Raw genomic sequence first — 23,918 nt, forward strand, 5'->3', positions numbered from 1 at the left:
TTTCCCTGTCCGGAAGGGGGCCGGTCATCCGGTCCCCTTTTTTGCTTCTTCAAGGAGGTGCGTTCATGACCGCACAAATCATCGACGGAAAGGCTTTTGCAGCCGGGCTTGGGGATCGGATCGCCGAAAAAGCCGCCGTTTTCACCGAAAAGTCCGGCCGCGCGCCCGGTCTGGCCGTCGTGCTGGTGGGCTCTGACCCCGCCAGCGAAATCTACGTCCGCTCGAAAGGCCGCATGGCCCGCAAGCTGGGCATGGAGAGCTTTGAGCACACGCTGCCCGAAGACACGACGCAGGAAACCCTCATGAACCTCGTGGCACGGTTGAATGCCGACGAGACCGTGGACGGCATCCTCGTCCAACTGCCCCTGCCCCGTCATCTCGACAGCCTGCAAGTGATCGAAGCCATCGATCCCGCGAAAGATGTCGACGGTCTGCACCCGCTGAGCGCGGGCTATCTGGCCTCCGGTCTGCCGGGTCTGGTGTCCTGCACACCGCTCGGCTGCCTGATGCTTTTGAAAGATCAGCTCGGGTCTCTGTCGGGTCTCGACGCAATTGTCGTGGGCCGGTCCATTTTGGTCGGCAAGCCGATGGCGCAACTTCTGCTCGCAGAGAACTGCACCGTCACCATGGCGCATTCGCGCACCGCGGACCTGCCGGAGAAAGTCGGCAAGGCAGACATCGTCGTGGCCGCTGTCGGTCAGGCCGAGATGGTCAAAGGCGAATGGATCAAAGAAGGCGCCACGGTCATCGACGTGGGCACCAGCCGCGTCATCCGCGACGGGGAAAAGCACCTCGTAGGAGATGTCGACTTTGCTTCTGCCTCCGAGCGCGCCCGTGCGATTACGCCGGTTCCGGGTGGGGTTGGTCCGATGACCATCATGACCCTCATGCACAACACTCTGATCGCGGCGTATCGCCGAAAAGGCTATGATGTACCGGAGCTGGGTGCATGACGCCAAGCCGTGATATAGTTGACGGCGAAGATTCTGGCCGCGCGGGGGGAACCTTCCTCCGCGCGGCTATCGTCGGTTTCGGGGCCGACCTTTTTCCCCGTAGATCGCGGCGCGTCCTCCCAGCGCCATACATAGACAAGCACCTCGAAAAGAAGGATTGAGAGATATGTCTTCGTTCCCCAACAGGGCCAAAGTCGTCATCGTCGGTCTCGGCGGCATCGTCGGCGCCTCCGTGGCACACCACCTCATCGAAAACGGCTGGGATGATATTGTCGGCATCGACAAATCCGCCGTTCCCACCGACATCGGCTCCACGGGCCACGCGTCGGACTTCTGCTTTGCCACGAGCCACGATCTGTTGAGCACGTGGAGCACCATGTACTCCATGGACTTCTACGAGAAGATGGGCCGCTATTCCCGCATCGGCGGCATCGAAGTGTGCCGCAAAGGCGACGAAGACCGTCTGACCGAACTGAAGCGTCGCTGCGACTCCGGTCGTGCGTTCGGCTCCAACGTGAAGATGATCACGGCGGCCGAAGCCAAAGAGAAATTCCCGCTTCTCGAAGAAGACGAGATCGAATGCGCCATGTGGGACCCGGATGCCGGTCTCGTTGTGCCGCGCTCCCAAGCCGTCGCAGGCGAGCTGATCGACACTGCCGAGAAATCCGGCAAGCTCAAGGTCTTCGCCAACACCCCGGCGCTTGAACTGCTGACCGAGAACGGTCGCGTCACCGGCGTGAAAACCCACCGCGGCACCATCATGGCCGACTACGTTGTGGTCTGTGCCGGTCTCTGGGGCCGTCTGATTGCCGAAATGGCTGGCGAAGACCTCCCGGTCATGCCGGTCGACCACCCGCTGACCTTCTTCGGGCCCTATGATGAATTCGCAGGCACCGGCCTCGAAATCGGTCGTCCGCTGCTGCGCGACCAGGGCAACTCCGCCTATATGCGCGACACCGGCGATCCTGCGACCACCGAGGGTGGCCAGATGGAATGGGGCTACTACTACGAGAAAGACGTGCGCATGGTTCACCCGCGCGACATTCTCGAAAAAGAAGAGGCCCGCATGGGTCCGTCCATGCGCGATCTGAGCTTGGAGGACGTGATCGAGCCGCTTGAAAAAGCCATGGAACTGACGCCGATCCTCGCAGAGCTTGGTTTCAACGAAGGTCACTCCTTCAACGGCCTTCTGCAAACCACCACCGATGGCGGCCCGTCCATGGGCGAAAGCCGCAAGCTGCGTGGCCTCTGGTATGCGGTCGCGATCTGGGTCAAAGACGGCCCCGGCATGGGCAAGCTCATCGCCGACTGGATGACCAAAGGCCGTACCGATGTGGACCACAACGGCATCGACTACGCGCGTTTCAGCGACTACCAGCTGACCGAAGAGTGGATCTGGGGCCGTTGCGAAGAAACCGCTGCCAAAATCTACAACCCGCCAGTGCACCCGCGCGAGCCCTTCGCCAACGGTCGCGGCGTGCGTCGCTCGCCCTTCTACGAGCGCGAAGTTGAGCTTGGCGGCTACTTCATGGAGCTTGGCGGCTGGGAACGTGCTCACGGCTACGCCGCGAACGAGCACCTTCTCGAGAAATACGCCGATCAAGTTCCGGTGCGTGAGGCCGAGTGGGACAACCGTCACTTCTGGCGCGTCTCCAACGCCGAACAGCTTGAGATGTCCGCCGATTGCGGCATCATCAACCTGTCGCACTTCCACATGACCGACATCTCGGGTCCCGACCACGTCGAGCTGATGGAATACCTCTGTGCGGCGAAAATCGGTGGCGACAACAACATCGGCAAGGGTATCTACACCCACATGCTCGATGCCGAGGGCATGGTCCGCGCCGACTTCACGGTGTTCCGCATGGAAGACCGCTGCCGTCTCGTGAACGGTGCAGACGCCGGTCCGCGCGATCTCATGTATATGAAGCGTATGGCCGAAGACCGCGGTCTTGACGTGACCATCACCGAGACGACCGAGGACTTCACCACCATCGGCATCTGGGGTCCGAACGCGCGTGAGAACCTGAAAAAGGTTGTCGCCGATCCGGACATGCTGGACATCGAGAACTTCCCGTTTGCAGCGATCAAAACGATCGAAATCGCAGGCAAGAAAGTCTCCGCCTTCCGCATCTCCTACGTGGGTGAGCAAGGTTGGGAACTTCACATGCGCTACGAAGACGGCCTCGCTGTCTGGGACGCGCTGCGCTCGACCGGCGTGATGGCCGTGGGTGTTGAAACCTACGCCAACTCCCGTCGTCTGGAGAAATCCCTGCGTCTGCAGAACGCCGATCTGAACACGATGTACAACCTCTATGAGGCCGACCTGTCGCGCCCCAAAGTGAAAGAGGCGGACTTCGTCGGCAAAGAGAAGCACCTCGAATACCGTGCCCGCGAACAGCAACCGGCGATGCTATGCACATTGGTGATGCTCGAGCACACGGACTCTAACGGTGTGAAACGTTACCCGAACACCACCATGCCTGTGATGGACCCGGAAACGGGTGAGGTTCTGATCGACGAGCTTGGCCGTCGTTCGTTCACCTCCTCGGTGGCTTACGGTCCGACCGTGGGCAAGAACATCGCGCTCGCCTACCTGCCGAAAGAGTATTGTGAAGTGGGCCGCACGCTCCACGTCACCTATCTCGACGAGACCTACCCGGTCGAGGTGGCTGGCGTCGGCTACGCGCCGCTCTACGATCCGGAAAACTCCAAACCGCGCAGCTAAGGCGCGCCGTTTCCGGTCACATAAAAGGGGCGCCCAGTGCGCCCCTTTTTCTTTGGCTCAATTTACCGTTTTAGAACGGTCGGACGACATTGCCCGAATAGAAAAACACCCCCATCCCGAGGGTGAAAAGCACATTGCCCGCAATCGCATGCAGCACCACGGCGAGAGGGAAGGATTTGCGCACCTCATAGGCCCAGGCAAAAACGATCCCGCCCGCAAAGGTCATCAAAGCGACGATCCAGTTCCAATACAAAAGATGCGCCAACGAAAAGAGCCCCGCGTTCAACGTCAGCGCCATCCGCCCCTCAGGCAAGATTGTCCCGTAACGGCGGAAAAACAGCGGGCGAAACACCACCTCCTGCGGCAGCGCCGACATCAGCGGGTAGAGCAGCATAATCATCAGCCAAAGCTCCGGGTTCGCTCGGAACAGCGCAAAGATCGCGTTGGGCGCGGTGGTGGCCAAAACCGCATAGGAAATACCGGCGGTGATCGCAGCGAAGGTGATAAGCGTCACGGGCGAAAAACTCCCCCGCCCCGCCAAAAGATCTCGCCATCGAAACCCAGGTGTAAAATGCAGCAGCACAACGCCCAAAAGGGTCGAGGCAAAAAGCGCCGTGAACATTGCACTCGGTGGCAGAACCACCGCCACGGCAACCGGCACAGCGATGAAAAGCACGATGAATTCGAGCCATAGCAAGGCCCGGCTCGGCACGGTGGCGCGGTCTCTGTCGGTCATCTCTGTCATCATCTGGTCCGAGGCAACAGCACGACACATTCGTCGCGCCCTTCCTAGTTAGCGCGGGCCTGTGTCTGTGCAATGACGCGGCTGACGTTTTTGACCACCTCAGACCAAAGACACCACCGCAATGGTGAAGAGCGCCAAAAACACCGTCTCGCCAACGACCATGACAATCGCCGGACCGCCCACTGCAAAGCTCTTTCCCGGCGATGTCTTGATCCCGACAGCAGCAATCGCAATCAAAAGCGCCCAGCTCGACAGCTGCGTCAGGACAGATTGCAGTGCAGCCGGAATGACCCCGAGCGAGTTCAGGACGGCAAAAATCACGAAAGCGATCAGGAACCCCGGCAGGAGTTGCACCTCTCCCCGCTCACGCCCTGTCATATACCGACGCCCGCGCAGTGCCAGCAAAAGCACCACTGGGGCGAGCATCGAAACCCGGATGAGCTTGACCAGCACGGCGATCTCGCCCGCCTCGTCCGAGACGGAAAAGCCCGCGCCGACGACCTGCGCCACATCATGAATCGTGGCGCCGAGGAACACACCGGACAATTCGGTGTCGAGTCCCAGAAGACTGACCAGCATCGGATAGAGGATCATCGCCAATGTCGACAGGATCGTCACGCCAAGCACCGTGAAACTCAGGTCGCGTTCGCTGGTCTCCCGCGCGGGCAAGACGGCGGAGATCGCCATCGCCGCCGAGGCGCCACAGATCGCGACAGACCCACCGGTCAACAGTCCGAACTCTGTGTCTTTGCCCAAAAGCCGCGCCAAGAGGACGCCGAAGCCGATGGTCAGGACCACACCTGCGATGACACAGATCACAATTCCCGGTCCCAGATCGCGCAGCATCTCCCAACTGATCCGCACGCCCAAAAGCGCGACACCGATGCGCAATACGCTCCGCGCCGTAAAGTCGATCCCGGCATGGGTGCGCGGATCGTCGGAAAGAAAATTCATCGCGATGCCCAACAGAAGCGCCATCAACATCGCGGGCGCGCCGTAATGTTCCGACAGGAACTTGGCCGCCACAGCGACCAGCACGGCAACAAGAACCCCTTTGCTGTAGTCCCGCATCATGTCAGACCCAATGCGTGTCACCGTTGCGATATGTCTGCGCATTTGCTGTGTCTTTCTCGAAAATATCGTTTCGGACCTGTCGTCCGGACAATCCCGCAGGGGGCACGGAAAATCAACGCCGCGTCGCGCACAACGCATAGCGCAGGGATTTCAAGCCGTGATAACAGGGACACCATGACAGGATATATTCAAAACGCCAGCCATTGGGGCACCTTCGAAGCGCGCTACACAGAGGGGCTCCTTGACGTGCGCCCTGCGCCCAATGATCCGCATCCCTCGCCCATGCTCGGCAATATCGACGCCATGGTGCATGGGCCGCAGCGCCTCTGCAGGCCTTTGATCCGGCGCGCCTTTTTGGATGGCGATTTTGAGGCCGCACAGGCCGCACGCGGCGGCGATGATTTCGTGCCTGTCTCTTGGGAGACGGCGCTGGAAATCACCGCACGGGAGCTGGCCCGCGTGCGCGACACGTATGGCAACGAGGCGATTTTCGGTGGTTCCTATGGTTGGGCCAGCGCTGGGAGGTTCCACCATGCCCGAACCCAATTGCAGCGCTTCCTCGGCCAATTCGGCGGCTATACCGCGCAGGAACAGAATTACAGCTACGCCACCGCAATCACCTTTCTGCCGCATATTTTAGGCGACATCGACACGGTGCAAGGCCCGGTCAGTTCGCTCGACGGGATTGTAAAACACACCGGGCTTTTGCTGAATTTCGGCGGCATTTCTCCGGGCAACATGCAGGTCGAAGCAGGCGGCATGGGCCAGCACACAGGCTTCGAATGGCTCGCGGCCTGTCGTCAAAGCGGCATGGAAATCCTCAATATTTCGCCGACGGATCAGGAGCTTCCCGGTGAGGGCGATCCGATCCCATGGCTGCCCATACGCCCCGGCACGGACACGGCGCTCTTGCTGGCGATGTGTTACACGCTTCTGAACGAGGGCCTCGCCGATCTCGATTTCGTCGCGCGCTATTGTGTGGGCGGCGCAGAGGTCACGGCCTATATTCGTGGCGAAAGCGATGGCATCGCAAAGACGCCCGACTGGGCCAGCGCGATTTGCGGCATTCCGGCGGAGCGCATCGCTGATCTCGCCCGCAAATGTGCCGCGACACGGTGTTTTCTCACCATGTCCTGGTCGGTGCAACGCGCAGATCATGGCGAGCAACCGATGTGGGCGCTGATCACCTTTGCCGCGCTTCTGGGCCAGATCGGCCTGCCGGGGGGCGGCCTGGCGATTGGTCTCTGGTCGCTCTGCGGCATGGGCAATCCGCGCCCCGCACTACCGTCTCCGGCGCTGCGCCCCGGCCCGAATCCGGTCAAGGCCTGCATCCCCGTGGCGCGGATTTCCGACATGTTGCTGAACCCCGGCGCCACCTATCCGTTCAACGGCGAGACCCGGACCTATCCCGACATTCGTCTGATCTATTGGTGCGGCGGCAATCCGTTTCACCACCATCAGGACCTCGCCAAGCTGACCCGCGCCTTTCGACGTCCTGAGGTGGTGATCGTGCAGGAAATCGCCATGACCGCCACCGCGCGCCATGCCGACATCGTCCTGCCCGCGACCACCACGCTGGAGCGCAATGACATTGCCTCCAGCGCGCGCGACCGCTTTATCACCGCCATGTACCGCGTGCTGCCGCCCGTTGGCGAGGCACGAGACGATCATGCGATCTTTGCCGATCTGGCGGAACGTCTGGGCTTTGCCGACGCCTTCACCCAAGGGCGCGATGAGATGGCTTGGCTGCGGTCAATCTATGAGGAGGCGCGCGAAACGGGCGCAAAACGCGATCTGCCCCTGCCCGATTTCGACACCTTTTGGCGGGACGGCCAAGTCGAACTGCCCGCGCCTGAAGCACCCTACGTGCAATTTTCCGCCTTCCGTGCCGATCCCGAAAGCGCGCCGCTAAAGACGCCGAGCGGCAAGATCGAGCTTTATAGCAAAACCATCGCCGCCATAGGCTATGACGATTGCCCCGGCCATGTGACTTGGTTGCCGCCGCGCGAATGGCTTGGGGCGGAGGAGGCGCAAAACGGCCCGGAGGCCCTGCGCCCGCTGCATATGTTGTCGCTGCAACCGGCAACCCGCCTGCATTCCCAGATGGACCCCGGCCCCCTCGGTCAAGCGACAAAGATCCACGGCGCAGAACCTTGTTTGATCCACCCCGAAGACGCCCTGCTGCGCAGCATTCAGGACGGCGATCTGATCGAGCTGTTCAATGCCCGAGGGCGCTGTTTGGCGGGCGCGCGCCTGTCGGAACGGGTCATACGCGGGGTGATCGTCCTGCCGACCGGAGCATGGTATCGGCCCGAGGCACCTGAGGGCCGTGACCTGTCGGGCAACCCCAACACATTGACCGAAGATCGCGGCAGTTCGAAACTGACACAGGCGCCGATCCCGCAGACCACATTGGTGTCCCTAAAACGGTATGAAGGACCGGCGCCTCTTACGCCGTAACCCCCAACAACCGCATGGCATTTTCCTTCAAAATCAAAGGCCGCACCTCGTCGCGGAACTCGGCTTTGTCGAAGGCATCCAGCCATTTCTCCGGCGCGATCATCGGCCAGTCGGAGCCGAACAACATCTTGTTTTTCAACAAAGTATTCGCGTAGCGCACCAGGATCGGCGGGAAGTATTTCGGCGACCAGCCCGACAGGTCGATGTAGACATTCGGCTTGTGGGTCGCGACCGACAGGGCCTCTTCCTGCCACGGAAACGACGGGTGCGCGAGGATGATCGGCATATCGGGAAAATCGACCGCCAGATCGTCCATATACATCGGATTCGAGTATTTCAGCCGCATGCCATTGCCGCCCTTCATCCCCGATCCGACCCCCGTCTGGCCGGTGTGAAACAGCGCCGGTTTTCCCGCCTCGGCGATGGCCTCATAGAGCACATAGGCGCTCCGGTCGTTCGGATAAAACCCCTGCATCGTCGGGTGGAATTTAAAGCCCTGAATGCCGTGGTTCTCCACCAGATCGCGCGCCTCACGGGCACCCAGTTTGCCTTTCGCGGGGTCGATGGAGGCGAAGGGAATGAGGATGTCGGAGTGCTTGGCGGCGGCGTCCGCGACCTCGTAATTGTCGTAGCGGCGGTAGCCCGTCTCGCGCTCGGCATCGACCGGAAAGATCACGGCGGCGATGTTTTTCTCACGGTAATGCGCAGCGGTTTGGTCGATGGTGGGCGGATGGGCCCAGGGCGCGTTGAAATATTTCGCCATCGCGGATTGCAGATCGTCGTAGCCATCATCGTGGTGACAGCCGCAGGCCTCCTCGGCATGGGTGTGAAAATCAATCGCGCGGACGCTCGTAAAATCTACCATCGGTCTTTCAGTCTGTCGTGTGAGAAATAGGACCGGGCGCAGCGCACCGCGCCCGGTGTGGTCTTTGCAAGGAGGAAGGCGTTACGCCATCGCCGGCACGCGCGTCACCTCGCGCACGGCCGCCAAAAGCGCATCGGCAAAGACCGGATCGTTGATGTGGCCATCAATGCCTTCGACCGGGGCGTAGTCACCAAAGGCCTCCTTGCATTGCGCCTCAAACACCGGCGGCAGGTTCGGACGCGGCAGCGGGCCATCCGGGCTGTCGTGATGCGAAAAGCCTTTGCGCGGCACAAAGAACCGCACGGGGCCGGTCGCGTCTTTGATGATCCCGGCCATGTGATCGGCCAGATGCATCAAGTCCTCTTCGGTGGTGCGCACGGCCGTCAGCGCGCTGTTGTGCACGTGATAGCCCCGGCCTTCGAACGGCGCGGCGCCGACCGCAAGCTGCGAGGGCATGATGTAGAAATCCACATTGCCGGGGGCAAAGACCACGGGGATGCCCTTTTGCACAGCGGTCGCGGCGCGGTACGGCCCCACGGCGCACATGCCACCGCGCAGGAAATCGTTGATCTCGACCAGAGACATATCGACGACGGCGGCCACTTCGCGCTCAGAACAAATGGTCTCAAGCGTCCGCCCGCCATTTCCGGTGGTGTGGAACACCATGACCTCAAAGCCATCGGCCTCAAGCCCCTCGCGCACCCGACGCGAACAGGCTTCGGTCGTGCCCAATGTCGAGACCAGAACCAGAGGTTTCTCGCCCGAATGGATCGGCTCATAGCCCTTCGCCATGCCCGCCACAGCCAGTGCGCCGTTGCGGTAAACATCATGGGAAATCGAATTCAGCCCGGAAATATCGCAAACCGAATTGAGCATGCAGATGTCTTTGACGCCCACGAAGCCTGCCGTCATGCCCGAGGCCAGCGTCGAGATCATCATCTTCGGCATGCCATAGGGGAAGGCGCGCATCACGGTGGTGCCCATGGTGGTGCCCATCGAGCCGCCGATAGAAAGAATCCCGGAGATCGGCGTTTTCTCATGCACAGCCAGCGCGCAGGCCACCGCGCCCTCGATCATCTTGTCGAGGATCTTGCCCTCATGGTGAATGGCGCGGACCTCGGCGAGCGTTTTACCCGTGGCGGCGGCGACCTCTTCAGGCCCGATCTCAGCGCCGCCGATCACTTTGCGCACCGAAGGGTCGAGATGGATGACATCCACCCCTGCGCCTTCGAGTGTCGCGCGCAAGTAGGCGGCCTCCTCCCGTTTCGTGTCCTGAGTGACAATCATCAGAACCTTTGGACGCGATGCGCCCGTTGTTTGTGCGTTATGTTCAGCCATGTTTTCCTCCCTGAACATGTTAATGATAGCGGATCAATGTGCCGTCTGTCCTCCATCGACGACATGCACTGTTCCATTTGTGAAACTTGCGGCCTCGGAACACAGATGCAGCACTGTCCCCGAGATCTCGGCGGGATCTGCGGCCCGTCCGATGATGTTGTGTTTGAACATTTCCTCGCGGAAGTCTTCGTCCTCGAGCCAGGCCTCTGTCATCGGCGTCGCCACAAAGCCCGGCGCGATGGCGTTCACGCGAATGCCGCGCGTGGCGTATTCGACGGCAGCCGCTTTGGTGAGGCCCACGACCGCATGTTTGGCGGCGACATAGACCGACATCATCGGATCAGCGATCAGACCGGCGACCGAGGCGGTGTTGACGATGGCCCCGCCGCCCGTGGTCAGAAACTGCGCGATCTGGGCCTGCATACAGTGGAACACGCCTTTAAGGTCGACTTCCATCACGCGGTCAAACCCGGCATCCGTGACCTCATGCATCGGCTCAGGTTTCGGCAGGACGCCCGCGTTGTTGAAGGCCGCATGCAGCCCGCCGTGGTCTTGCACCGCCTTGGCCACCGCCGCGCGCACCTGTGCGGCGTCGGTGACATCGCATTGGGCAAATTGCGCCACACCGCCCATTCCCGAGATCTCGGCCACCACATCGGCTGCGCGCTTGTCCACGTCAGCGATCAGAACCTTCGCGCCCTGAGAAGCAAAGGCCAGCGCCGTCGCCCGCCCAATGCCCGTCGCGGCGCCACTGATGAAGACGGATTTGTTTTCGAATGTCATAGCATCCTCCCTCAGCGTGCCGCGCAGCCGCCGTCGATCACGAGGCTGGTGCCCGTGACGAAATCCGACGCTGACGAGGCGAGATAGAGCACTGAGCCCATGATCTCCTCCGCCTTGGCGGTGCGGCCCATGGGCGTGAACTCCACGGTCGCCTTGGCAAAATCCGGATCGTTCGGATCGCCGATGGCGGTGTCGAAAAAGCCCGGACAGATCGCGTTCACCTGCACGTTGTCTTTCGCGTACTCAAGGCCAAGTTCCCGCGTCAGGTTCACCACCGCGCCCTTGGTCGCCGTATAGGCCGGAAGCGGCGCAACGGCTGCCGCGCCCGCAAGCCCCCACATGGAGGCAGTGTTGATCACCTTGCCGCCGCCCGTTTTGAGCATCTCGCGGATTGCGGCGCGGTTCACGTAGAACACGCCGTCGAGGTTGATCCCGACCGTCTTATGCCAGTTCTCGCTCTTGTAGCCGTCCAACCGCGCGGGCTCCGGATCGGCGATGCCCGCATTGGCGCAGGCGATGTCGAGCCGACCGAACCGCCCGATACAGGTGGCGATGGCGCCTTCGACGGCGGCCTCGTCCGACACATCGCCAACCACGGTTTCGACCTCGGTCGCGCCCAGCCCCGAGACGGTGGTCGCAAGCCCCTTGGCGCTCACATCGAAGAGCACGAGCTTGGCCCCATTGGCGGCCAGCACTTCGGCCATCGCGCGACCAAGTCCGGAACCCGCGCCGGTGATAAAGGCCACCTTGCCAGTGACATCGAAAATCTTCTGTGCGGTTGTCATGCGCGTTCCTCCTCGCGTGATTGGGTTTCGCGCCAGTCGGCGGCATAGTCCGCGAACCAGCGCAGAGCGTGGGGATTGCGGGTTGCGCCTTCGCTCGCCACATCCTCCATGGCCGCGCCCAAGAGCAGTTTGCGCACCGGCACTTCCATTTTCTTGCCCGTCAGCGTCAGCGGAATTTCCGGCGCCTGCAAAATCACATCCGGCACATGGCGCGGACTGCGATCCTTGCGCAGCGTCGTGCGGATCGCGCCGATCAGCTCTTCGGTCAGCGCCACGCCCTCGGCCAACTCCAAAAACAGCGGCATGAAATAGCCGCCCTGCCCGTCCTCGACACAGACGATGAGGCTGTCCTTAACGCCCTCGAAACTGTCGACCGTGCGGTAAATCTCCGCCGAGCCGATGCGCACGCCAAAGCGGTTGAGCGTCGCGTCCGAGCGCCCGAGCACAAGGCAGGTGCCATCCTCGTGAAACACCACCCGGTCGCCATGGGTCCAGACACCGGGGAAGCGCTCGAAATAGCTCGACCGGTAGCGCGCATTGCCCTCGTCGCCCCAAAAGAACAGTGGCATCGAGGGCATCGGCTTGCGGATCACCAATTCGCCCACCTCACCGGTGAGCGGCTCACCCGCCTCGGAAAAGGCCTGCGCATCGGTGGCGAGGCCGCGCGACTGGATCACGCCCGCGCGCACCGGCTGGATCGGCGCACCGGCGAGAATGCCCGAACAGAACTCCGTGCCGCCCGATTGCGAGGTGACCCAGAGATCGGATTTAACGTTGGCGTAGACCCACTCAAACACCTCCGGCGTGGCGGGCGAACCGACCAGCATGACGGATTGCAGGGCTGAGAGATCAAAGCGCTCTTTCGGCACGATGCCTTGCTGTTTGACGATCTGCAAAAACGTCGGATTGGTGCCAAAGACGGTCGCACCTGTGGTCTCGGCCAGTTCGAACAAGGACGTGATTTCGGGAAAAGCCGGATGCCCGTCATAGAGCACGGCGGAGGCGCCCATGAGCGGCCCCCACATCAGCGTGTTCCACATCATCCAGCCGGTGGTGGAGTAAAAGAACAGCGTGTCGGAGGGCTTCAGATCGAAATGCACCGCCGCGGATTTCAGGTGTTCGACCACGATGCCATGATGCCCATGCACAATGGGTTTCGGCAGGCCGGTCGTGCCTGAGGAGAACAGCACCCAAAGCGGATGATCGGACGCCACACGGGTGTAGGTGAAGGCCTCGCGGGTCACTTCCTCGCCGGAGAGCATGTCGTCCCAAGTGTGGATCGTGCCATCGAACGCTGGGGCCTTGGCCGCCGTCGGTTGGTAATCAAGCATCACCAGATCGCGCGCCTCGGGCAGCGCCGCGAGGATCATCGCAAGGTCCTCGGTGCGGTCGAAATCCTTGCCGCCGTAGCGATAGCCATTGGCCGCAAACACCAGTTTCGGCGCGATCTGACCGAAGCGGTCGATCACCGTCTGCGCGCCGAACTCGGGCGCAGCAGAGGACCATGTGGCGCCAATGGCCGTGGTCGCGAGCATAGCGATCACCGCCTCCGGAATGTTAGGCATATAAGCGGCGACGCAATCTCCCTCGCCGAGGCCCATGCCGCGCAGTTTGGTCGCCAGTTTCCGTACGGCGGACCCAACCTCCCCCCAGCTCATCGTCGCATGAGGCCGCAACTCCGACGAGTGATGCAGCATCACACGGGCCGGATCACCCGCCTCTTCGAGCCGCAGCACATGTTCGGCGTAGTTGAGCTTGGTGCCGGTGAACCAGCGCGTGTCGGGCATCGGGTCGGCGCTCATCACCTCTTTGATGTCGCCATCATGGATTACATCAAAATAGGTCCATATATGTCGCCAAAAATCCTCCGGTTCGTCAATCGACCATGCAAGCATGGCATCGTAATCGTCGAAACTCAGACCCTGTTCTGCGAGCCAATCCAAGAGTTTCGTGGCATTGGCTGCGGCATGACGGGCCGAGGGCGCGGTCCAGAGAATATCAGTGTGTGTGGTCATGTCAGGCTCTCCTCCTGCGCAAAGAGCCAGTCTTGCGCTTCGAATTCTTCAAGGCTTTTCAAAACGATGTCGGCGCGCCAATCGGGCGGTGCAGCCAGGAAATCGTGGCGCTCTGCGATCCCAGTCGTGACACCCACGGTGATGGCGCCCCCGACCCGGCCCATGCGGATTTCGAGTTTCGGATCGTCGCCGATCACCACCATGTTGCGCGCGGCAACACCGGTTTGCTCGGCGATCATCTCAAGACCCCAGGGCGCGGGTTTGCCGATCACCGTCGGCTCCACGCCGCTGGTGTGGGCGATCATCGCGCCGACCGAGCCGGAGACGCCCAACACGCGGCCCTTTGCGCCCGCAAAATAGGGGGCATCCGAGACGGAATAGGGCATCGCGCCTTCCCAGACCGCTTCGACCATGGAGGTGAGTTGCGCGAGGTTGAAATCCCGTGCCCAGCCGACCAGAACGGCGTCCACATCGCGCGCCTCCTCTCCGGTCACTTCTCCGGCGAGCACCACATCGAACCCCGCCGCGCGCATCGGCTCCACCGTGCCTTCGGCGCCCAGAACCATCACACGTTTGTGCCCGGTCTGGTGAAGGTGATGCGCCGCCACGCTGGCGGGGGTCATCACGCGGCCCTCGTCCAACACGATCCCGGCATCCGCCAGACGCGGGTAGTAATGCTCCGGCGTGAAGAACGTCCCGTTGGTGTAGGCCCAGACATCCATGCCGGCTTCGCGACAAATCTCCATCGCGCGGATCGCGCCGGGCAAAGCCTCATAGGTGCCTTTCGCCTTGTCCATCATCGCCAGCGTGCCATCGATGTCGAAGACTGCGACATTCAGAGAACGACCGTCCATCAGCGGCCTCCTTTCAGTTCAAGAGTGAGACCGGGTTTGGACAATTTCACCTCCCCCAGATCGCGCCGCGACGTCAGCTCGCGGATCAGATCGACCGTGGGCCGGGTTTTCGGGTCATAGCCCCGGCGCGCCGGACCGGCGGCCTTCATGGCGTCGACCTGTTCAGCGGGCATCACGGCACGGAGCAGGAATTCCTCATCCGACAGGTCCTTGCCGATCTTGGCGCGGAGCTCGTCGAGCGAGGCCATATGCGGCTCTTCGGTCAGTTCTTTCGCGCGTTTCGAGCTTTTGATCCGGTCCTCCAACGCGCTGTCCATCGGCATCGCCGGTTGCCCGAAGCGCCCCAAAGCGTATCGCACCACCTCATCGGGGATGGTCGAATAGCGCTCGCCGCCAATGACGTTCAAAAGCGCCTGCGTGCCGACCACCTGCGAAAACGGCGTCACCATGATCGGATAGCCCAGATCGGCGCGGACGCGTTCGACCTCTTCGAGCACCTGCGGCAAAAGATGCAGACGTTTGGTCTCCGAGAGTTGCCGTTTCAGCGTTCCCATCATGCCGCCGGGCATCTGGTGACGGAAATAGCTGCGGTCGAATTCCTGCGGCTGACCGTGGCTCAGCCCCTCGGCCTGCGCCAGCGCGTTAAAATAGGTGTCGATCTCGGAAATCGCTTCATTATCCACATCGACGCTCACCCCCATGTCACGCAGGTTGCGCAGCGTTGAGGCCACGGCGGGTTGCGACGTACCATTCGCCGCCGCTGCCGATGCCGTGTGCAGACAATCGACACCCTGCCCCGCGGCCTCCAGATAGGAGAACTGCGCCAGCGCGATGGTCGAATGCGAATGGAACTCCAAAGGCATCTGACCGACCGCCTTGCGCAGCGCCGGGAAAAGTGTCGCGGCACGCTCGGCGGATACCAGCCCGCCGGGGTCTTTCAGGTAAAGCCGGTCGAATTTGCCGGACTTCGCCAACGCCTCGGCAGCCTTCGCGAAATGCGCATCGTCATGGAGCGGCGAGAGCGTAAAGGTCAGCGCGGCGACAATGCTCTCGCCCCCGGCCTTGCGCGTCAGATCGGCCATGGTGGTCATGGCGGCGATATTATTCATCGGATCCATGACGGCAAATCGCCGGATGCCGCGATTGACCAAAAGACGGAAGGCAAATTCCATCAGCTCATGACTGGCCACCTCCCAGGAGATAAACCGCATCCCCGTCGTCAAAAACGACAGCGGCGTCTCCGGCATGGCCTCACGCATCAGCGACAGACGCTCCCAGGGGTCTTCTTTGGTGAACCGCACGGCGACGGCCATATGGGTCGAGGTCGAGAAATCAATCGCCTCATAACCCACCCGGTCCATTGTCGGCGCGATTTGCAGCATCTGCGCGGTATCGAGGCCGGTAGCCCCCCAAAGGCTCTGGTTGCCGTCGCGCAGCGTGGTGTCGATCAGGGACAGGCTCATTGGCAAACCTCCGCGCCATGATGTTCAAGGAAACGCGGCAGGTAGGTCGTATCGACCCCGCCCGCGCGAAATTCACCCTCGGAGAGGATCGCGTGATGCAGCGGCGCGTTGGTTTTGACGCCTTCGAGCACACAGACATCGAGCGCCTTGAGCATCCGGTCCATCGCCTCTTCGCGGGTGGCGGCATGGACGATGAGCTTGGCGATCATCGAGTCGTAATAGGGCGAGATCATCGCACCGGGCACCATATGGGTGTCGACCCGAAGGCCCTCCATCGGCGGAAACCAAGCCATGGTGACGCGCCCCGGTGCGGGGCGAAACTCATGGGCGAGGTCTTCTGCGTTGAGACGACATTCGATGGCATGGCCGGTGAGACGGATGTCATCTTGCGTCAGTGTCAGGGGCTTGCCCTCGGCCACCTCGATCTGCTGCGCCACGAGATCGAGGCCGGAGATCATTTCCGTCACCGGATGTTCGACCTGAATCCGGGCGTTCATTTCCAGAAAATAAAAGTTCTGCCGCTCCATATCGACGAGGAATTCGACGGTGCCCAGCGAGCGATAGCCAAGGTGGCGGGCGAATTTCACCGCCGCCGCCAAAAGCCCGTCTCTGAGCGCCTTGGGCAGTTCCGGCGCGGGGGCCTCCTCGATCACCTTTTGATAGCGTCGTTGCACCGAACAATCGCGTTCGCCGACGTGCAAGACCGTCTCGCCATCGGAGAGGATTTGCACCTCGACATGGCGTCCGACTGTCACAAACCGTTCGAGATAGACCCGCCCGTCGCCAAAGGCAGCGGCGGCTTCAGAGGTCGCCAAATCGAGCTGGCTTTCCAGATCTTCCATCCGGTCCACACGTTTCATGCCGCGCCCGCCGCCGCCGGAAACGGCTTTGATCAGCAAAGGAAATCCGATTTCTTCGGCGATCTTACGAGCGTCTTCCACGGTCTCGGCAGAGCCCCCCGGCACCAGCGGCACCTGAGCGGCTTCGGCATGGCTACGCGCGGTGAGCTTGTCACCCACGGCGTCGAGATGCGGCAGGTCAGGACCGATGAAGATGATCCCCTCCTCGGCACAGGCCTCGGCCAGCGCGCGGTTCTCGGAGAGAAAGCCGTAGCCCGGATGAATGGCGTCACAGCCTGTGCCCTTGGCGGCCTCCACGACGGTGCCGACAGAGAGATAGCTTTCCGTGGCCCGCGCGGGGCCGAGGCACACCGCGCGGGTGGCAAGTTTCGCGCCCAAAGTGTCGCGATCCGCCTCCGAGACGCCCAGCACGGTTTCGATGCCCAAGGCCCGGCAGGTCTTGATCACACGCACGGCGATCTCGCCGCGGTTGGCGATGAAAATTCGTTTGATCGGGGTCATCGGTTCACTCCGGCTGAACGGAGATCAGCGCCTGACCGTGTTCGACCAGCACGCCGTCCTCGGCATGGATCGCGGTGACGATGCCCGCCACATCGGCGGTGACGGAGTTCATCAACTTCATCACCTCGATGATGCCGATCACCGTGTCCGGCTCGACGCGATCTCCGACTTTGACGAAGGGTGCAGCGCCCGGTTTCGGCGCGGAATAATAAGTGCCCAAAAGCGGCGCGGGCACTTCGGAGCCGCCACCCGAGGCGACGACAGGGGCCGCAACCGGAGTTGCCTCTGTCGGCTTCGGCGCAGGAGCCGCCTGCGCAACAGGGGCCTCTGCGACAGGCGCGGCAGCCCCGGATTGACCCGCCCCACGGCGGCGCAGCTCGATCTTCGTGTCGCCGATCTCAAGGCGCAGCTCGTCGAAATCGGATTGATCGACCAGCGCGAGAATGTCGTTGATGTCTTGTCGTGTCAGCGCGCTCATGCCCCGGTCTCCGTCACAAAACGGGCGTTCAGGCACAGCGTCGCCATGCACGCAAATTGCGTGTTCAATGCGGTCATTCGGTATTCCTCCCAATCGAGACCCACGTTGTGAGATGTGCGTTTCACTGCGGGTCTTCTTACAGTTTGAGGCTAGGCGCTGAGCCCCGCCCCATCAATCGCGTGCGACCAAAGTTTCACAGTGTGAAATTCACGAGGTGAAATTTATGATGCGGCTTTCTTACGGGGCCGCGATTTTCGGCCCTGCACTTTGCTGCGTGAAACTGTTCTGAGCTTCCATCAAGCCTTCGGAAATCTCACGCGCCGCCGCTTGCAGCGGCCCAACAAAGCGTTCGATGGCTTGCGCGCGCGGCAGCACCTTTTTGGCCCAAGTGATGTTGATCGCGCCAACAGTGGAATAACCGACGACAATCGGCACACCGACGGAATCGCGCCCATCATCATGGCTGGCGCGGCCTTCGTCATAAGAGCCGCCGAAATCGACATCGCGCAGGCCGAATCCCTGCTCGCGGGTGACGGCGATGGCCTCTGCGACCATTTCCGGCACGGCGGCCATAAGATCGCCCTTGCGGCCCGTGCGGCGCAGCGCATCGAGGATCGCCTCGCGTTTGGCATCCTCGCAATAGGCGATGTAGGCGCGCCCCGTGGCGGAGCGCAACATATTGATCTTGAACCCCAAAGGCCCGAGGGGGATGTGGTGAAAATAGCTGCGCGGCGTGTTGGCCTCGATCACCTCCATGCAGGTGAGACGCGGCGCCGCCAGCACGGAGGGCCATTTCACCTCGCCCGTCAGAGCCTCCAGAACCGGCGAGGCGACCTCGACCAGTCGGGTTTCGCGGTCGACCCGGTTGGCCAGTTCCGAAAGCGAATAAGACGGGATGTAATGGTCGTCCAAGATGCGTTGCCAAATCATGCCGCGCTCGGCCAAGGTTTTCAGGATGCGCAAAAGCGAGGCCTTAGGAATGCCCGACATGCGGTGCAGATCATGCAGGCTAACGGCGCCCGCGGCCTGGATGAGTTGCAACACCTCCAGCCCGCGGGCAAGCGATTCAATGGATTTCACCTGAACCTGTTTCACCCGTCCGCGCTCCATCCCGATCCTTTCCCGCTCTTCTTGGTTTCAGGCGCCTCAAGATGCCGCCCGACCATCACCAATGACAGGCCGTGCCGCGATTTGAGATAGCCCCAGATACCCTGCGGAAATCCGAGCGCCATGACGATGGCCGAAGCACCGAGCACCAGAAGATACCAGACACCGTAACCGCCCAGAAAGGTTTCGAGGAGGAAAAAAACGATGGCTCCCAAAATCGCGCCCTCGAAGGTGCCGATGCCGCCGACGATCACCATGAAAATCGTGTAGGCCATCCATTGCACGGAGAAATAGGCTTTCGGCTGAAAGCTCACATTGCCCGCGAGCCAAAGCGCACCGGCGAGGGCCGCGCCGAAAGCCGCGAAGACAAAGATCACCTGTTTGGTGCGGAACACATTGACGCCCACCGAATGCGCCGCCGCCTCGTCATCGCGGATCGCCTGAAGCGCCGCCCCGATGCGCGAGCGCAGCAAGAGGAACATGGCGGAGATGACCGCCACAGCGGAGACCAGTGCCATGAGGTAGATCACCAGATTTCGGGTCTCGGCAGGCACGGCATTGAGCGCGATGAGCGACACGCCGGTCTCGCCCTGAATGAGCGGATCGAGATTGACGAGGAGGTGAAACAGGGTGGCGAGCACCCACATGCCGATGGCGAATTCGCCCTCCTTGAGCCGCAGCATGACGAAACTCACAGGAAGCGCGATGGCACCCACGACAAGAGCCGCGACGACGAGTGAGGGAAAGACCGGTAGCCCCGCGTCCGAGAGCCGGATGGTGACATAGGCGCCAAGGCCAAAGAAGCCCTGTTGCCCGACAGAGACCTGCCCCGCATAGCCCGCCAGTGCATTCCAGGTCACGGCCAAGAGGATGTAGACAAAGAGCGCCACCGCCCGGTCCATAAAGGCCGCGCCAGTGACCGCCGGGGCCAGCGCCAAAGCGGCGACGGCGACGGCAAAGAGCAGCACGGTGATCTTGGCACGCGGGGTCCAGCGGCGGACGCGGTAGGCGGGGGTGGGTGTATCGGCCATATGCGCGAACTCCGTGGAGGCAGAAGAAAAAGGAGAGGAGAGGCTCATGCCGCAGCCCTCCGCAACTTGGGCAGACGCAGCGTGCCGAATTGCAGACGCAGGAAAAGCGCCGCGAAGAACACGAGATGCCCACCGATGAGGAAGCCCTGGGTGTGAATGGTTGCGCCCAAGGTCTGGGCGAGACCCAAGACGATGCCGCCAAAGAGCGTGCCGCGCACGGAGGTCGAGCCACCGATGACGGCCGCCTGAAAGGCAAACAAAAGCTGGGTCACACCGGCATAGGGCGTGAATGTGGTGCGCATCCCAAGCGCCGCCCCCGCAACGCCAATGGCGACAAAGGCCAGCGCCGAAGCAATCGTGCGGGCGCGCCGCGCATCGACGCCCACAAGCCCCGCCGTGTCCGGATCAGTTGCTGTGGCCCGGATCGCGCGTCCCAAAGGCGTGCGTGCGATCAACAGTGTCAGCCCGGTCAAAAGCCCGACAGCGGTCAAGAGGATATAGACCGAGATCTTGCCCACCCAGAGCCCGCCAATTTCCCAAGACGCCCAGGCGAGATCCCCCAGAGCATTGGCCAGCGTGCGCGTGTTGGCGCCCCAAATTTGAAAGATCAGATTGTCGATCACGACAGAGAGACCGAAGGTCGCCAGCACCGACAAAAGCTGTCCACCCTTTTGCACCGGCTCGAAAATCAACCGATCCACCAGCGCGCCGATCACCGCCATGATTGGCAAGACAGCCAGCACCGCAAGCCAGACATTGATCCCCAAACTGTCGGCCATCGCCAAGACGAGATAGGCCGCGAGCACGGCAAAAGAGCCATGTGCGAGGTTGATGATCCCCATGATGGAATAGAGAAACGCAAGGCCCACGGCCAAAAGCGCATAATAGCCGCCCAAGAGGACGCCCTGCAGCAGAATATCGATCATGTCATGGCTCCCATGGCAGGATTGGCATGGTCTTCAGAACCGGGCGGAAGACCGAAATAAGCACCGATGATCTCCTCGCGGGAGAGGCTGTCGGCGCGGCCCTGAAGGACGATCTCGCCCTCCAACATACAAATCACCCGATCCGCCACCGACAGGGCGCGGCCGAGGTCTTGCTCGACCACAACAACGCCCGTGCCCGAAGCGCGGAGCTCCGGCAGCACGGCATAGACGCGGTCGACGATGGCCGGAGAAAGGCCCAGTGAAACCTCATCGAGCATGATGACATCGGGGTTGCTCACCAGCGCCCGGCCAATGGCCACCGCCTGTTGTTCACCGCCCGAGAGATGCGTACATGCGGAATAACGACGCTTTTGCAGATTGTCGAAAACGTCGAAAATCCGCTCCGGCGTCCAGTCGCCGGACCGCCCGACCTGTGCTCCGAGACAGAGGTTTTCCCAGACGTTCATTTGGCTGAAAAGCTTGCGCCCCTCGGGCACCAAAGCCAGACCGCGCTGCACCCGTTTGTGGGCGTCGCATCCGGTGAGGTCCTCGCCCTTGAGCGTGACCCTGCCGCCCTGATCCAAATGCGCGCCGGCGATGGACCGCAACAGCGTGGACTTGCCCGCCCCATTGGCGCCGACCAAAGCCACCACTTCGCCGGGCGCGACGGAAAAGGACACGCCTTTGACGGCGGTCAAAAGCCCGTGGCGGGCCGTCAGATCGGAAATTTCGAGAACGCTCATGCCACCCCCTGCCCCAGATAGGCTTCCATCACCAATGGATCGCGCATCACCGCTTGCGGCTCGCCATCGGCGATGATCCGGCCCATATCCATGCAGATCAGCCGCTCGGAGACCTGCAACAACACATGAACGATGTGCTCGATCCAGACGATGGCACAGCCCGAGGCGCGGATTTCGCGGATGATCTCGACCAACACTTCGGCCTCTGCATCCGTGAGCCCGCCGCCCACCTCGTCCAACAGGATCACGCGGGGCGAAGTCGCCAAAGCACGCGCCATTTCCAGACGTTTGCGGTCCAAAAGCCCGAGCCGATCCGCCTGCGTGTTGGCCAGCGGCAACATCCGGCAAAGCTTGAGCGCGTCATATGCCAGCGCATCTGCGTCGCCATTTTCCGGCCCTCCAAAACTCGCCGCGAGACGGGCGTTCTCGAACACCGTCAGCCCCCCGAAGGGCCGCGGGATTTGATGCGTGCGCACCACGCCGCGTCGGCACATGATCTCGGCGGGCGTGCCGGTCACATCCGAACCATCCAAAAGGATCGTCCCGGTCGAGGGTGCAAAGGCCCCGGTGAGGGCGGCGAGAAAGGTCGACTTGCCCGCACCGTTGGGACCGACAATGCCCACGGCCTCTCCTGCCCTGAGATCGAAACTCACCTCAGACAGCGCATGCACCGCGCCAAAGGACTTGCCGAGATCAGACACCGAGAGAATGGGAGGCGCAGCCTGCGCCCCCTCTGTCGTGATAGACTGTGTCATCCCGCTCACCCGTTATAGGGCAACAGCGCGCCAGCCACCGGCACGTTCGGATCGGTGGCGTTTTCGGTCAGCACCTGACTGACTGGGAACTCGCTGCCCTCGACCGGCTGCCATTGCGAGCCAAGGATCGGACCATGCGCCACATTAGGCACCGGACCGGAGGTGAAATCGACCGTGCCGTTCACCGTCTCGACGTTGAGCTTTGAGATCGCTGTCGCGATGGCGTCGCGATCCATCGGCGCGCCGCTTTGATCAAGCGCGGCCAAGGCCACGTCAAACAGCGCCAAAGACGCCCCGAGTTGCAGCATCCATTGACGCCCGGTCTCGGTCTCATAGGCGGCGGCAAGTGCTTCGGCGCTGTGGCCCGTCGTGGGCGAGCTATAGGGCATGTCGCGGTGCCAATAGACGGCGGAGGCGAGTTTCGGCCCGAGCGAGCCCATCGCATCGATGTCGGATTGGAAGAGGCCAGTCTTGGCGACCTGTACGATTTTCACCTGACGGCTCAGCCCCTGTTGCGCGGATTGGCGCCAGAAGGTGGCAAAGTCGGGCGGCAGGGCGAAGGAATTGATGATCTCCACGCCATTCTCACGGAAATAGCGGATTTGCGTCGTATAATCGGAGGTAAAGCTCTCAAACGCACCCGGATCGAACACCTCGAAACCCGCAGCCTCAAGTTGCGGTGCGAGCATGGCGCGCACGGCGTTGCCATCGGCGTCGTTCGGGTAGAGCACGCCGACCTTTTTGTTGGTGTCAATCGCGTTCCACTGCGAGATATAGGCCTGCGCGAATTCATCGACGCCAAAGCCGAAGTGGTAGGAATATTTGAACGGGCTGGGCTCGCCGGGTTTCGCCCCACGGCCGAAATAGAACGCCTGCCACGGCATCACGGTCGAGACACAGGGCACGCCCGCCGCTTCGCAGGCGTCTGCCACCGGATTGATGGTCTCGGGGGTGCAGGAGGCGAGGATGATCTGGACGCCTTCGCCGTTGATCAGATCGCTTGCAAGCTGGGCCGCGCGGGCCGGATCGGATTGCGTATCACGGTCGAGAATTTCGATCTCCCGTGTTTCCCCGGCAATCGATGCGCCTTCGGCCACCGCCTTGCGCACCAGATCGAGGATAAAGGGATCGGCCTCACCAAACGCGGCAAGCGGCCCGGAGCGCGGCGAGATAAAGCCAATGCGGATCGGCGCGCCATCTGCGGCCATGAGTCCGCGTGCGGCTGTGAGCAAAGGCAAACTCGCAAGACCGGCGGTGAAGGCACGTCTGGAAACCCCGCTAAAGCGGGGGCGTTTCGAATGTGTCATGATTTCCTCCCTTAGGCGCTTGGCGCGCCTTGATTGTCCCGGGCCTCCCTGACGTGATCGCACGTCACCCGGTGCCCCCACTATGCGGGGTTTGCAGGAGGTCACATAGGAACATTCCCGGAGGATTTCACAGAGTGAAATCTTCCT

At 61.9% G+C, this 23,918-nt stretch carries 20 protein-coding genes and 1 pseudogene; 3 read left to right on the forward strand and 18 right to left on the reverse strand.

Features of this window, described 5'->3' with window-relative positions:
• Positions 1-65 precede the first annotated feature (65 nt).
• A complete protein-coding gene (gene folD, locus J5Y17_RS15715) occupies positions 66-953 on the forward strand; it encodes a bifunctional methylenetetrahydrofolate dehydrogenase/methenyltetrahydrofolate cyclohydrolase FolD (protein ID WP_219786384.1) in 888 nt (295 codons plus the stop codon).
• A gap of 166 nt (positions 954-1,119) precedes the next feature.
• The gene (locus J5Y17_RS15720) at positions 1,120-3,681 is read left to right on the forward strand and encodes an FAD-dependent oxidoreductase (RefSeq protein ID WP_219786386.1); all 2,562 of its coding nucleotides are present in this window, start codon (positions 1,120-1,122) and stop codon (positions 3,679-3,681) included.
• 70 nt (positions 3,682-3,751) lie between these two features.
• On the opposite strand, the gene J5Y17_RS15725 is transcribed toward J5Y17_RS15720, so the two are convergent.
• Both J5Y17_RS15725 and J5Y17_RS15730 read right to left on the reverse strand, forming a co-directional pair.
• Complete coding sequence (locus J5Y17_RS15725; RefSeq protein ID WP_255572142.1) at positions 3,752-4,456, reverse strand: CPBP family intramembrane glutamic endopeptidase; 705 nt, start codon at positions 4,454-4,456, stop codon at positions 3,752-3,754.
• A 69-nt stretch (positions 4,457-4,525) separates the two neighbouring features.
• Positions 4,526-5,542: a putative sulfate exporter family transporter gene (locus tag J5Y17_RS15730; RefSeq protein WP_219786389.1), complete on the reverse strand. Its 1,017-nt coding sequence runs from the start codon at positions 5,540-5,542 to the stop codon at positions 4,526-4,528.
• A 132-nt stretch (positions 5,543-5,674) separates the two neighbouring features.
• On the opposite strand from J5Y17_RS15730, the gene J5Y17_RS15735 reads away from it, so the two are divergent.
• Entirely contained in the window at positions 5,675-7,960 is a 2,286-nt protein-coding gene (locus J5Y17_RS15735) for a molybdopterin-dependent oxidoreductase (RefSeq protein ID WP_219786391.1), read from the forward strand.
• Here J5Y17_RS15735 and J5Y17_RS15740 read toward each other — a convergent pair.
• The 16 genes and pseudogenes from J5Y17_RS15740 to J5Y17_RS15810 form a co-directional block, all read right to left on the reverse strand.
• Entirely contained in the window at positions 7,950-8,825 is an 876-nt protein-coding gene (locus J5Y17_RS15740; RefSeq protein WP_219786393.1) for an amidohydrolase family protein, read from the reverse strand. The genes J5Y17_RS15735 and J5Y17_RS15740 overlap by 11 nt on opposite strands.
• 81 nt (positions 8,826-8,906) lie before the next feature.
• Complete coding sequence (locus J5Y17_RS15745) at positions 8,907-10,163, reverse strand: Tm-1-like ATP-binding domain-containing protein (RefSeq protein ID WP_219786395.1); 1,257 nt, start codon at positions 10,161-10,163, stop codon at positions 8,907-8,909.
• A 33-nt stretch (positions 10,164-10,196) separates the two neighbouring features.
• Positions 10,197-10,946: an SDR family NAD(P)-dependent oxidoreductase gene (locus J5Y17_RS15750; protein ID WP_219786396.1), complete on the reverse strand. Its 750-nt coding sequence runs from the start codon at positions 10,944-10,946 to the stop codon at positions 10,197-10,199.
• An 11-nt stretch (positions 10,947-10,957) separates the two neighbouring features.
• On the reverse strand, positions 10,958-11,731 hold the full coding sequence (locus J5Y17_RS15755) for an SDR family NAD(P)-dependent oxidoreductase (protein WP_219786398.1): 774 nt from the start codon (positions 11,729-11,731) through the stop codon (positions 10,958-10,960).
• Positions 11,728-13,746 carry an acetoacetate--CoA ligase gene (locus tag J5Y17_RS15760; RefSeq protein ID WP_219786400.1) on the reverse strand — a complete coding sequence of 673 codons (2,019 nt, stop codon included), beginning with the start codon at positions 13,744-13,746 and terminating at the stop codon, positions 11,728-11,730. The genes J5Y17_RS15755 and J5Y17_RS15760 overlap by 4 nt, the downstream gene beginning before the upstream one ends.
• Positions 13,743-14,600: an HAD-IIA family hydrolase gene (locus tag J5Y17_RS15765; RefSeq protein WP_219786402.1), complete on the reverse strand. Its 858-nt coding sequence runs from the start codon at positions 14,598-14,600 to the stop codon at positions 13,743-13,745. Before J5Y17_RS15765 ends, J5Y17_RS15760 begins: the two co-directional genes overlap by 4 nt.
• Positions 14,600-16,063 carry a hypothetical protein gene (locus J5Y17_RS15770; protein ID WP_219786404.1) on the reverse strand — a complete coding sequence of 488 codons (1,464 nt, stop codon included), beginning with the start codon at positions 16,061-16,063 and terminating at the stop codon, positions 14,600-14,602. Before J5Y17_RS15770 ends, J5Y17_RS15765 begins: the two co-directional genes overlap by 1 nt.
• On the reverse strand, positions 16,060-17,424 hold the full coding sequence (locus tag J5Y17_RS15775) for an acetyl/propionyl/methylcrotonyl-CoA carboxylase subunit alpha (RefSeq protein WP_219786406.1): 1,365 nt from the start codon (positions 17,422-17,424) through the stop codon (positions 16,060-16,062). The genes J5Y17_RS15770 and J5Y17_RS15775 overlap by 4 nt, the downstream gene beginning before the upstream one ends.
• A gap of 4 nt (positions 17,425-17,428) precedes the next feature.
• A complete protein-coding gene (accB, locus tag J5Y17_RS15780; RefSeq protein ID WP_219786408.1) occupies positions 17,429-17,902 on the reverse strand; it encodes an acetyl-CoA carboxylase biotin carboxyl carrier protein in 474 nt (157 codons plus the stop codon).
• Complete coding sequence (locus J5Y17_RS19245) at positions 17,899-18,027, reverse strand: hypothetical protein (protein WP_255572143.1); 129 nt, start codon at positions 18,025-18,027, stop codon at positions 17,899-17,901. Before J5Y17_RS19245 ends, accB begins: the two co-directional genes overlap by 4 nt.
• 112 nt (positions 18,028-18,139) lie before the next feature.
• Positions 18,140-19,012 (reverse strand): helix-turn-helix domain-containing protein, encoded by an 873-nt coding sequence (locus J5Y17_RS15785; protein ID WP_219786409.1) that lies wholly within the window; start codon positions 19,010-19,012, stop codon positions 18,140-18,142.
• On the reverse strand, positions 18,994-20,040 hold the full coding sequence (locus J5Y17_RS15790) for a branched-chain amino acid ABC transporter permease (RefSeq protein ID WP_219786411.1): 1,047 nt from the start codon (positions 20,038-20,040) through the stop codon (positions 18,994-18,996). Before J5Y17_RS15790 ends, J5Y17_RS15785 begins: the two co-directional genes overlap by 19 nt.
• Positions 20,041-20,084: 44 nt before the next feature.
• The gene (locus tag J5Y17_RS15795) at positions 20,085-20,966 is read right to left on the reverse strand and encodes a branched-chain amino acid ABC transporter permease (protein WP_219786413.1); all 882 of its coding nucleotides are present in this window, start codon (positions 20,964-20,966) and stop codon (positions 20,085-20,087) included.
• Positions 20,963-21,664 (reverse strand): annotated as a pseudogene (locus tag J5Y17_RS15800) (ABC transporter ATP-binding protein); the annotation flags it as partial. The gene J5Y17_RS15795 and the pseudogene J5Y17_RS15800, both read right to left, overlap by 4 nt.
• A gap of 41 nt (positions 21,665-21,705) precedes the next feature.
• A complete protein-coding gene (locus J5Y17_RS15805; protein WP_219786417.1) occupies positions 21,706-22,464 on the reverse strand; it encodes an ABC transporter ATP-binding protein in 759 nt (252 codons plus the stop codon).
• Positions 22,465-22,469: 5 nt separating this feature from the next.
• Positions 22,470-23,771 carry an ABC transporter substrate-binding protein gene (locus J5Y17_RS15810; RefSeq protein WP_219786419.1) on the reverse strand — a complete coding sequence of 434 codons (1,302 nt, stop codon included), beginning with the start codon at positions 23,769-23,771 and terminating at the stop codon, positions 22,470-22,472.
• Positions 23,772-23,918 lie beyond the last annotated feature (147 nt).

Origin of the sequence: Celeribacter sp. PS-C1, from assembly GCF_019429625.1 — a bacterium.
GTDB lineage: Bacteria > Pseudomonadota > Alphaproteobacteria > Rhodobacterales > Rhodobacteraceae > Celeribacter.

Bases quoted from the DNA above. Each gene is read 5' to 3' on its own strand.
- J5Y17_RS15760 (WP_219786400.1), bottom strand. From the start codon at position 13,746: ATGACCACACACACTGATATTCTCTGGACCGCGCCCTCGGCCCGTCAT.
- J5Y17_RS15755 (WP_219786398.1), bottom strand. From the start codon at position 11,731: ATGACAACCGCACAGAAGATTTTCGATGTCACTGGCAAGGTGGCCTTT.
- J5Y17_RS15795 (WP_219786413.1), bottom strand. From the start codon at position 20,966: ATGATCGATATTCTGCTGCAGGGCGTCCTCTTGGGCGGCTATTATGCG.
- J5Y17_RS15740 (WP_219786393.1), bottom strand. From the start codon at position 8,825: ATGGTAGATTTTACGAGCGTCCGCGCGATTGATTTTCACACCCATGCC.
- J5Y17_RS15790 (WP_219786411.1), bottom strand. From the start codon at position 20,040: ATGGCCGATACACCCACCCCCGCCTACCGCGTCCGCCGCTGGACCCCG.
- J5Y17_RS15745 (WP_219786395.1), bottom strand. From the start codon at position 10,163: ATGGCTGAACATAACGCACAAACAACGGGCGCATCGCGTCCAAAGGTT.
- J5Y17_RS15785 (WP_219786409.1), bottom strand. From the start codon at position 19,012: ATGGAGCGCGGACGGGTGAAACAGGTTCAGGTGAAATCCATTGAATCG.
- J5Y17_RS15810 (WP_219786419.1), bottom strand. From the start codon at position 23,771: ATGACACATTCGAAACGCCCCCGCTTTAGCGGGGTTTCCAGACGTGCC.
- J5Y17_RS15805 (WP_219786417.1), bottom strand. From the start codon at position 22,464: ATGACACAGTCTATCACGACAGAGGGGGCGCAGGCTGCGCCTCCCATT.
- accB (WP_219786408.1), bottom strand. From the start codon at position 17,902: ATGAGCGCGCTGACACGACAAGACATCAACGACATTCTCGCGCTGGTC.
- J5Y17_RS15730 (WP_219786389.1), bottom strand. From the start codon at position 5,542: ATGCGCAGACATATCGCAACGGTGACACGCATTGGGTCTGACATGATG.
- J5Y17_RS15765 (WP_219786402.1), bottom strand. From the start codon at position 14,600: ATGGACGGTCGTTCTCTGAATGTCGCAGTCTTCGACATCGATGGCACG.
- J5Y17_RS15720 (WP_219786386.1), top strand. From the start codon at position 1,120: ATGTCTTCGTTCCCCAACAGGGCCAAAGTCGTCATCGTCGGTCTCGGC.
- J5Y17_RS15725 (WP_255572142.1), bottom strand. From the start codon at position 4,456: ATGTGTCGTGCTGTTGCCTCGGACCAGATGATGACAGAGATGACCGAC.
- J5Y17_RS15750 (WP_219786396.1), bottom strand. From the start codon at position 10,946: ATGACATTCGAAAACAAATCCGTCTTCATCAGTGGCGCCGCGACGGGC.
- J5Y17_RS15770 (WP_219786404.1), bottom strand. From the start codon at position 16,063: ATGAGCCTGTCCCTGATCGACACCACGCTGCGCGACGGCAACCAGAGC.
- folD (WP_219786384.1), top strand. From the start codon at position 66: ATGACCGCACAAATCATCGACGGAAAGGCTTTTGCAGCCGGGCTTGGG.
- J5Y17_RS15735 (WP_219786391.1), top strand. From the start codon at position 5,675: ATGACAGGATATATTCAAAACGCCAGCCATTGGGGCACCTTCGAAGCG.
- J5Y17_RS15775 (WP_219786406.1), bottom strand. From the start codon at position 17,424: ATGACCCCGATCAAACGAATTTTCATCGCCAACCGCGGCGAGATCGCC.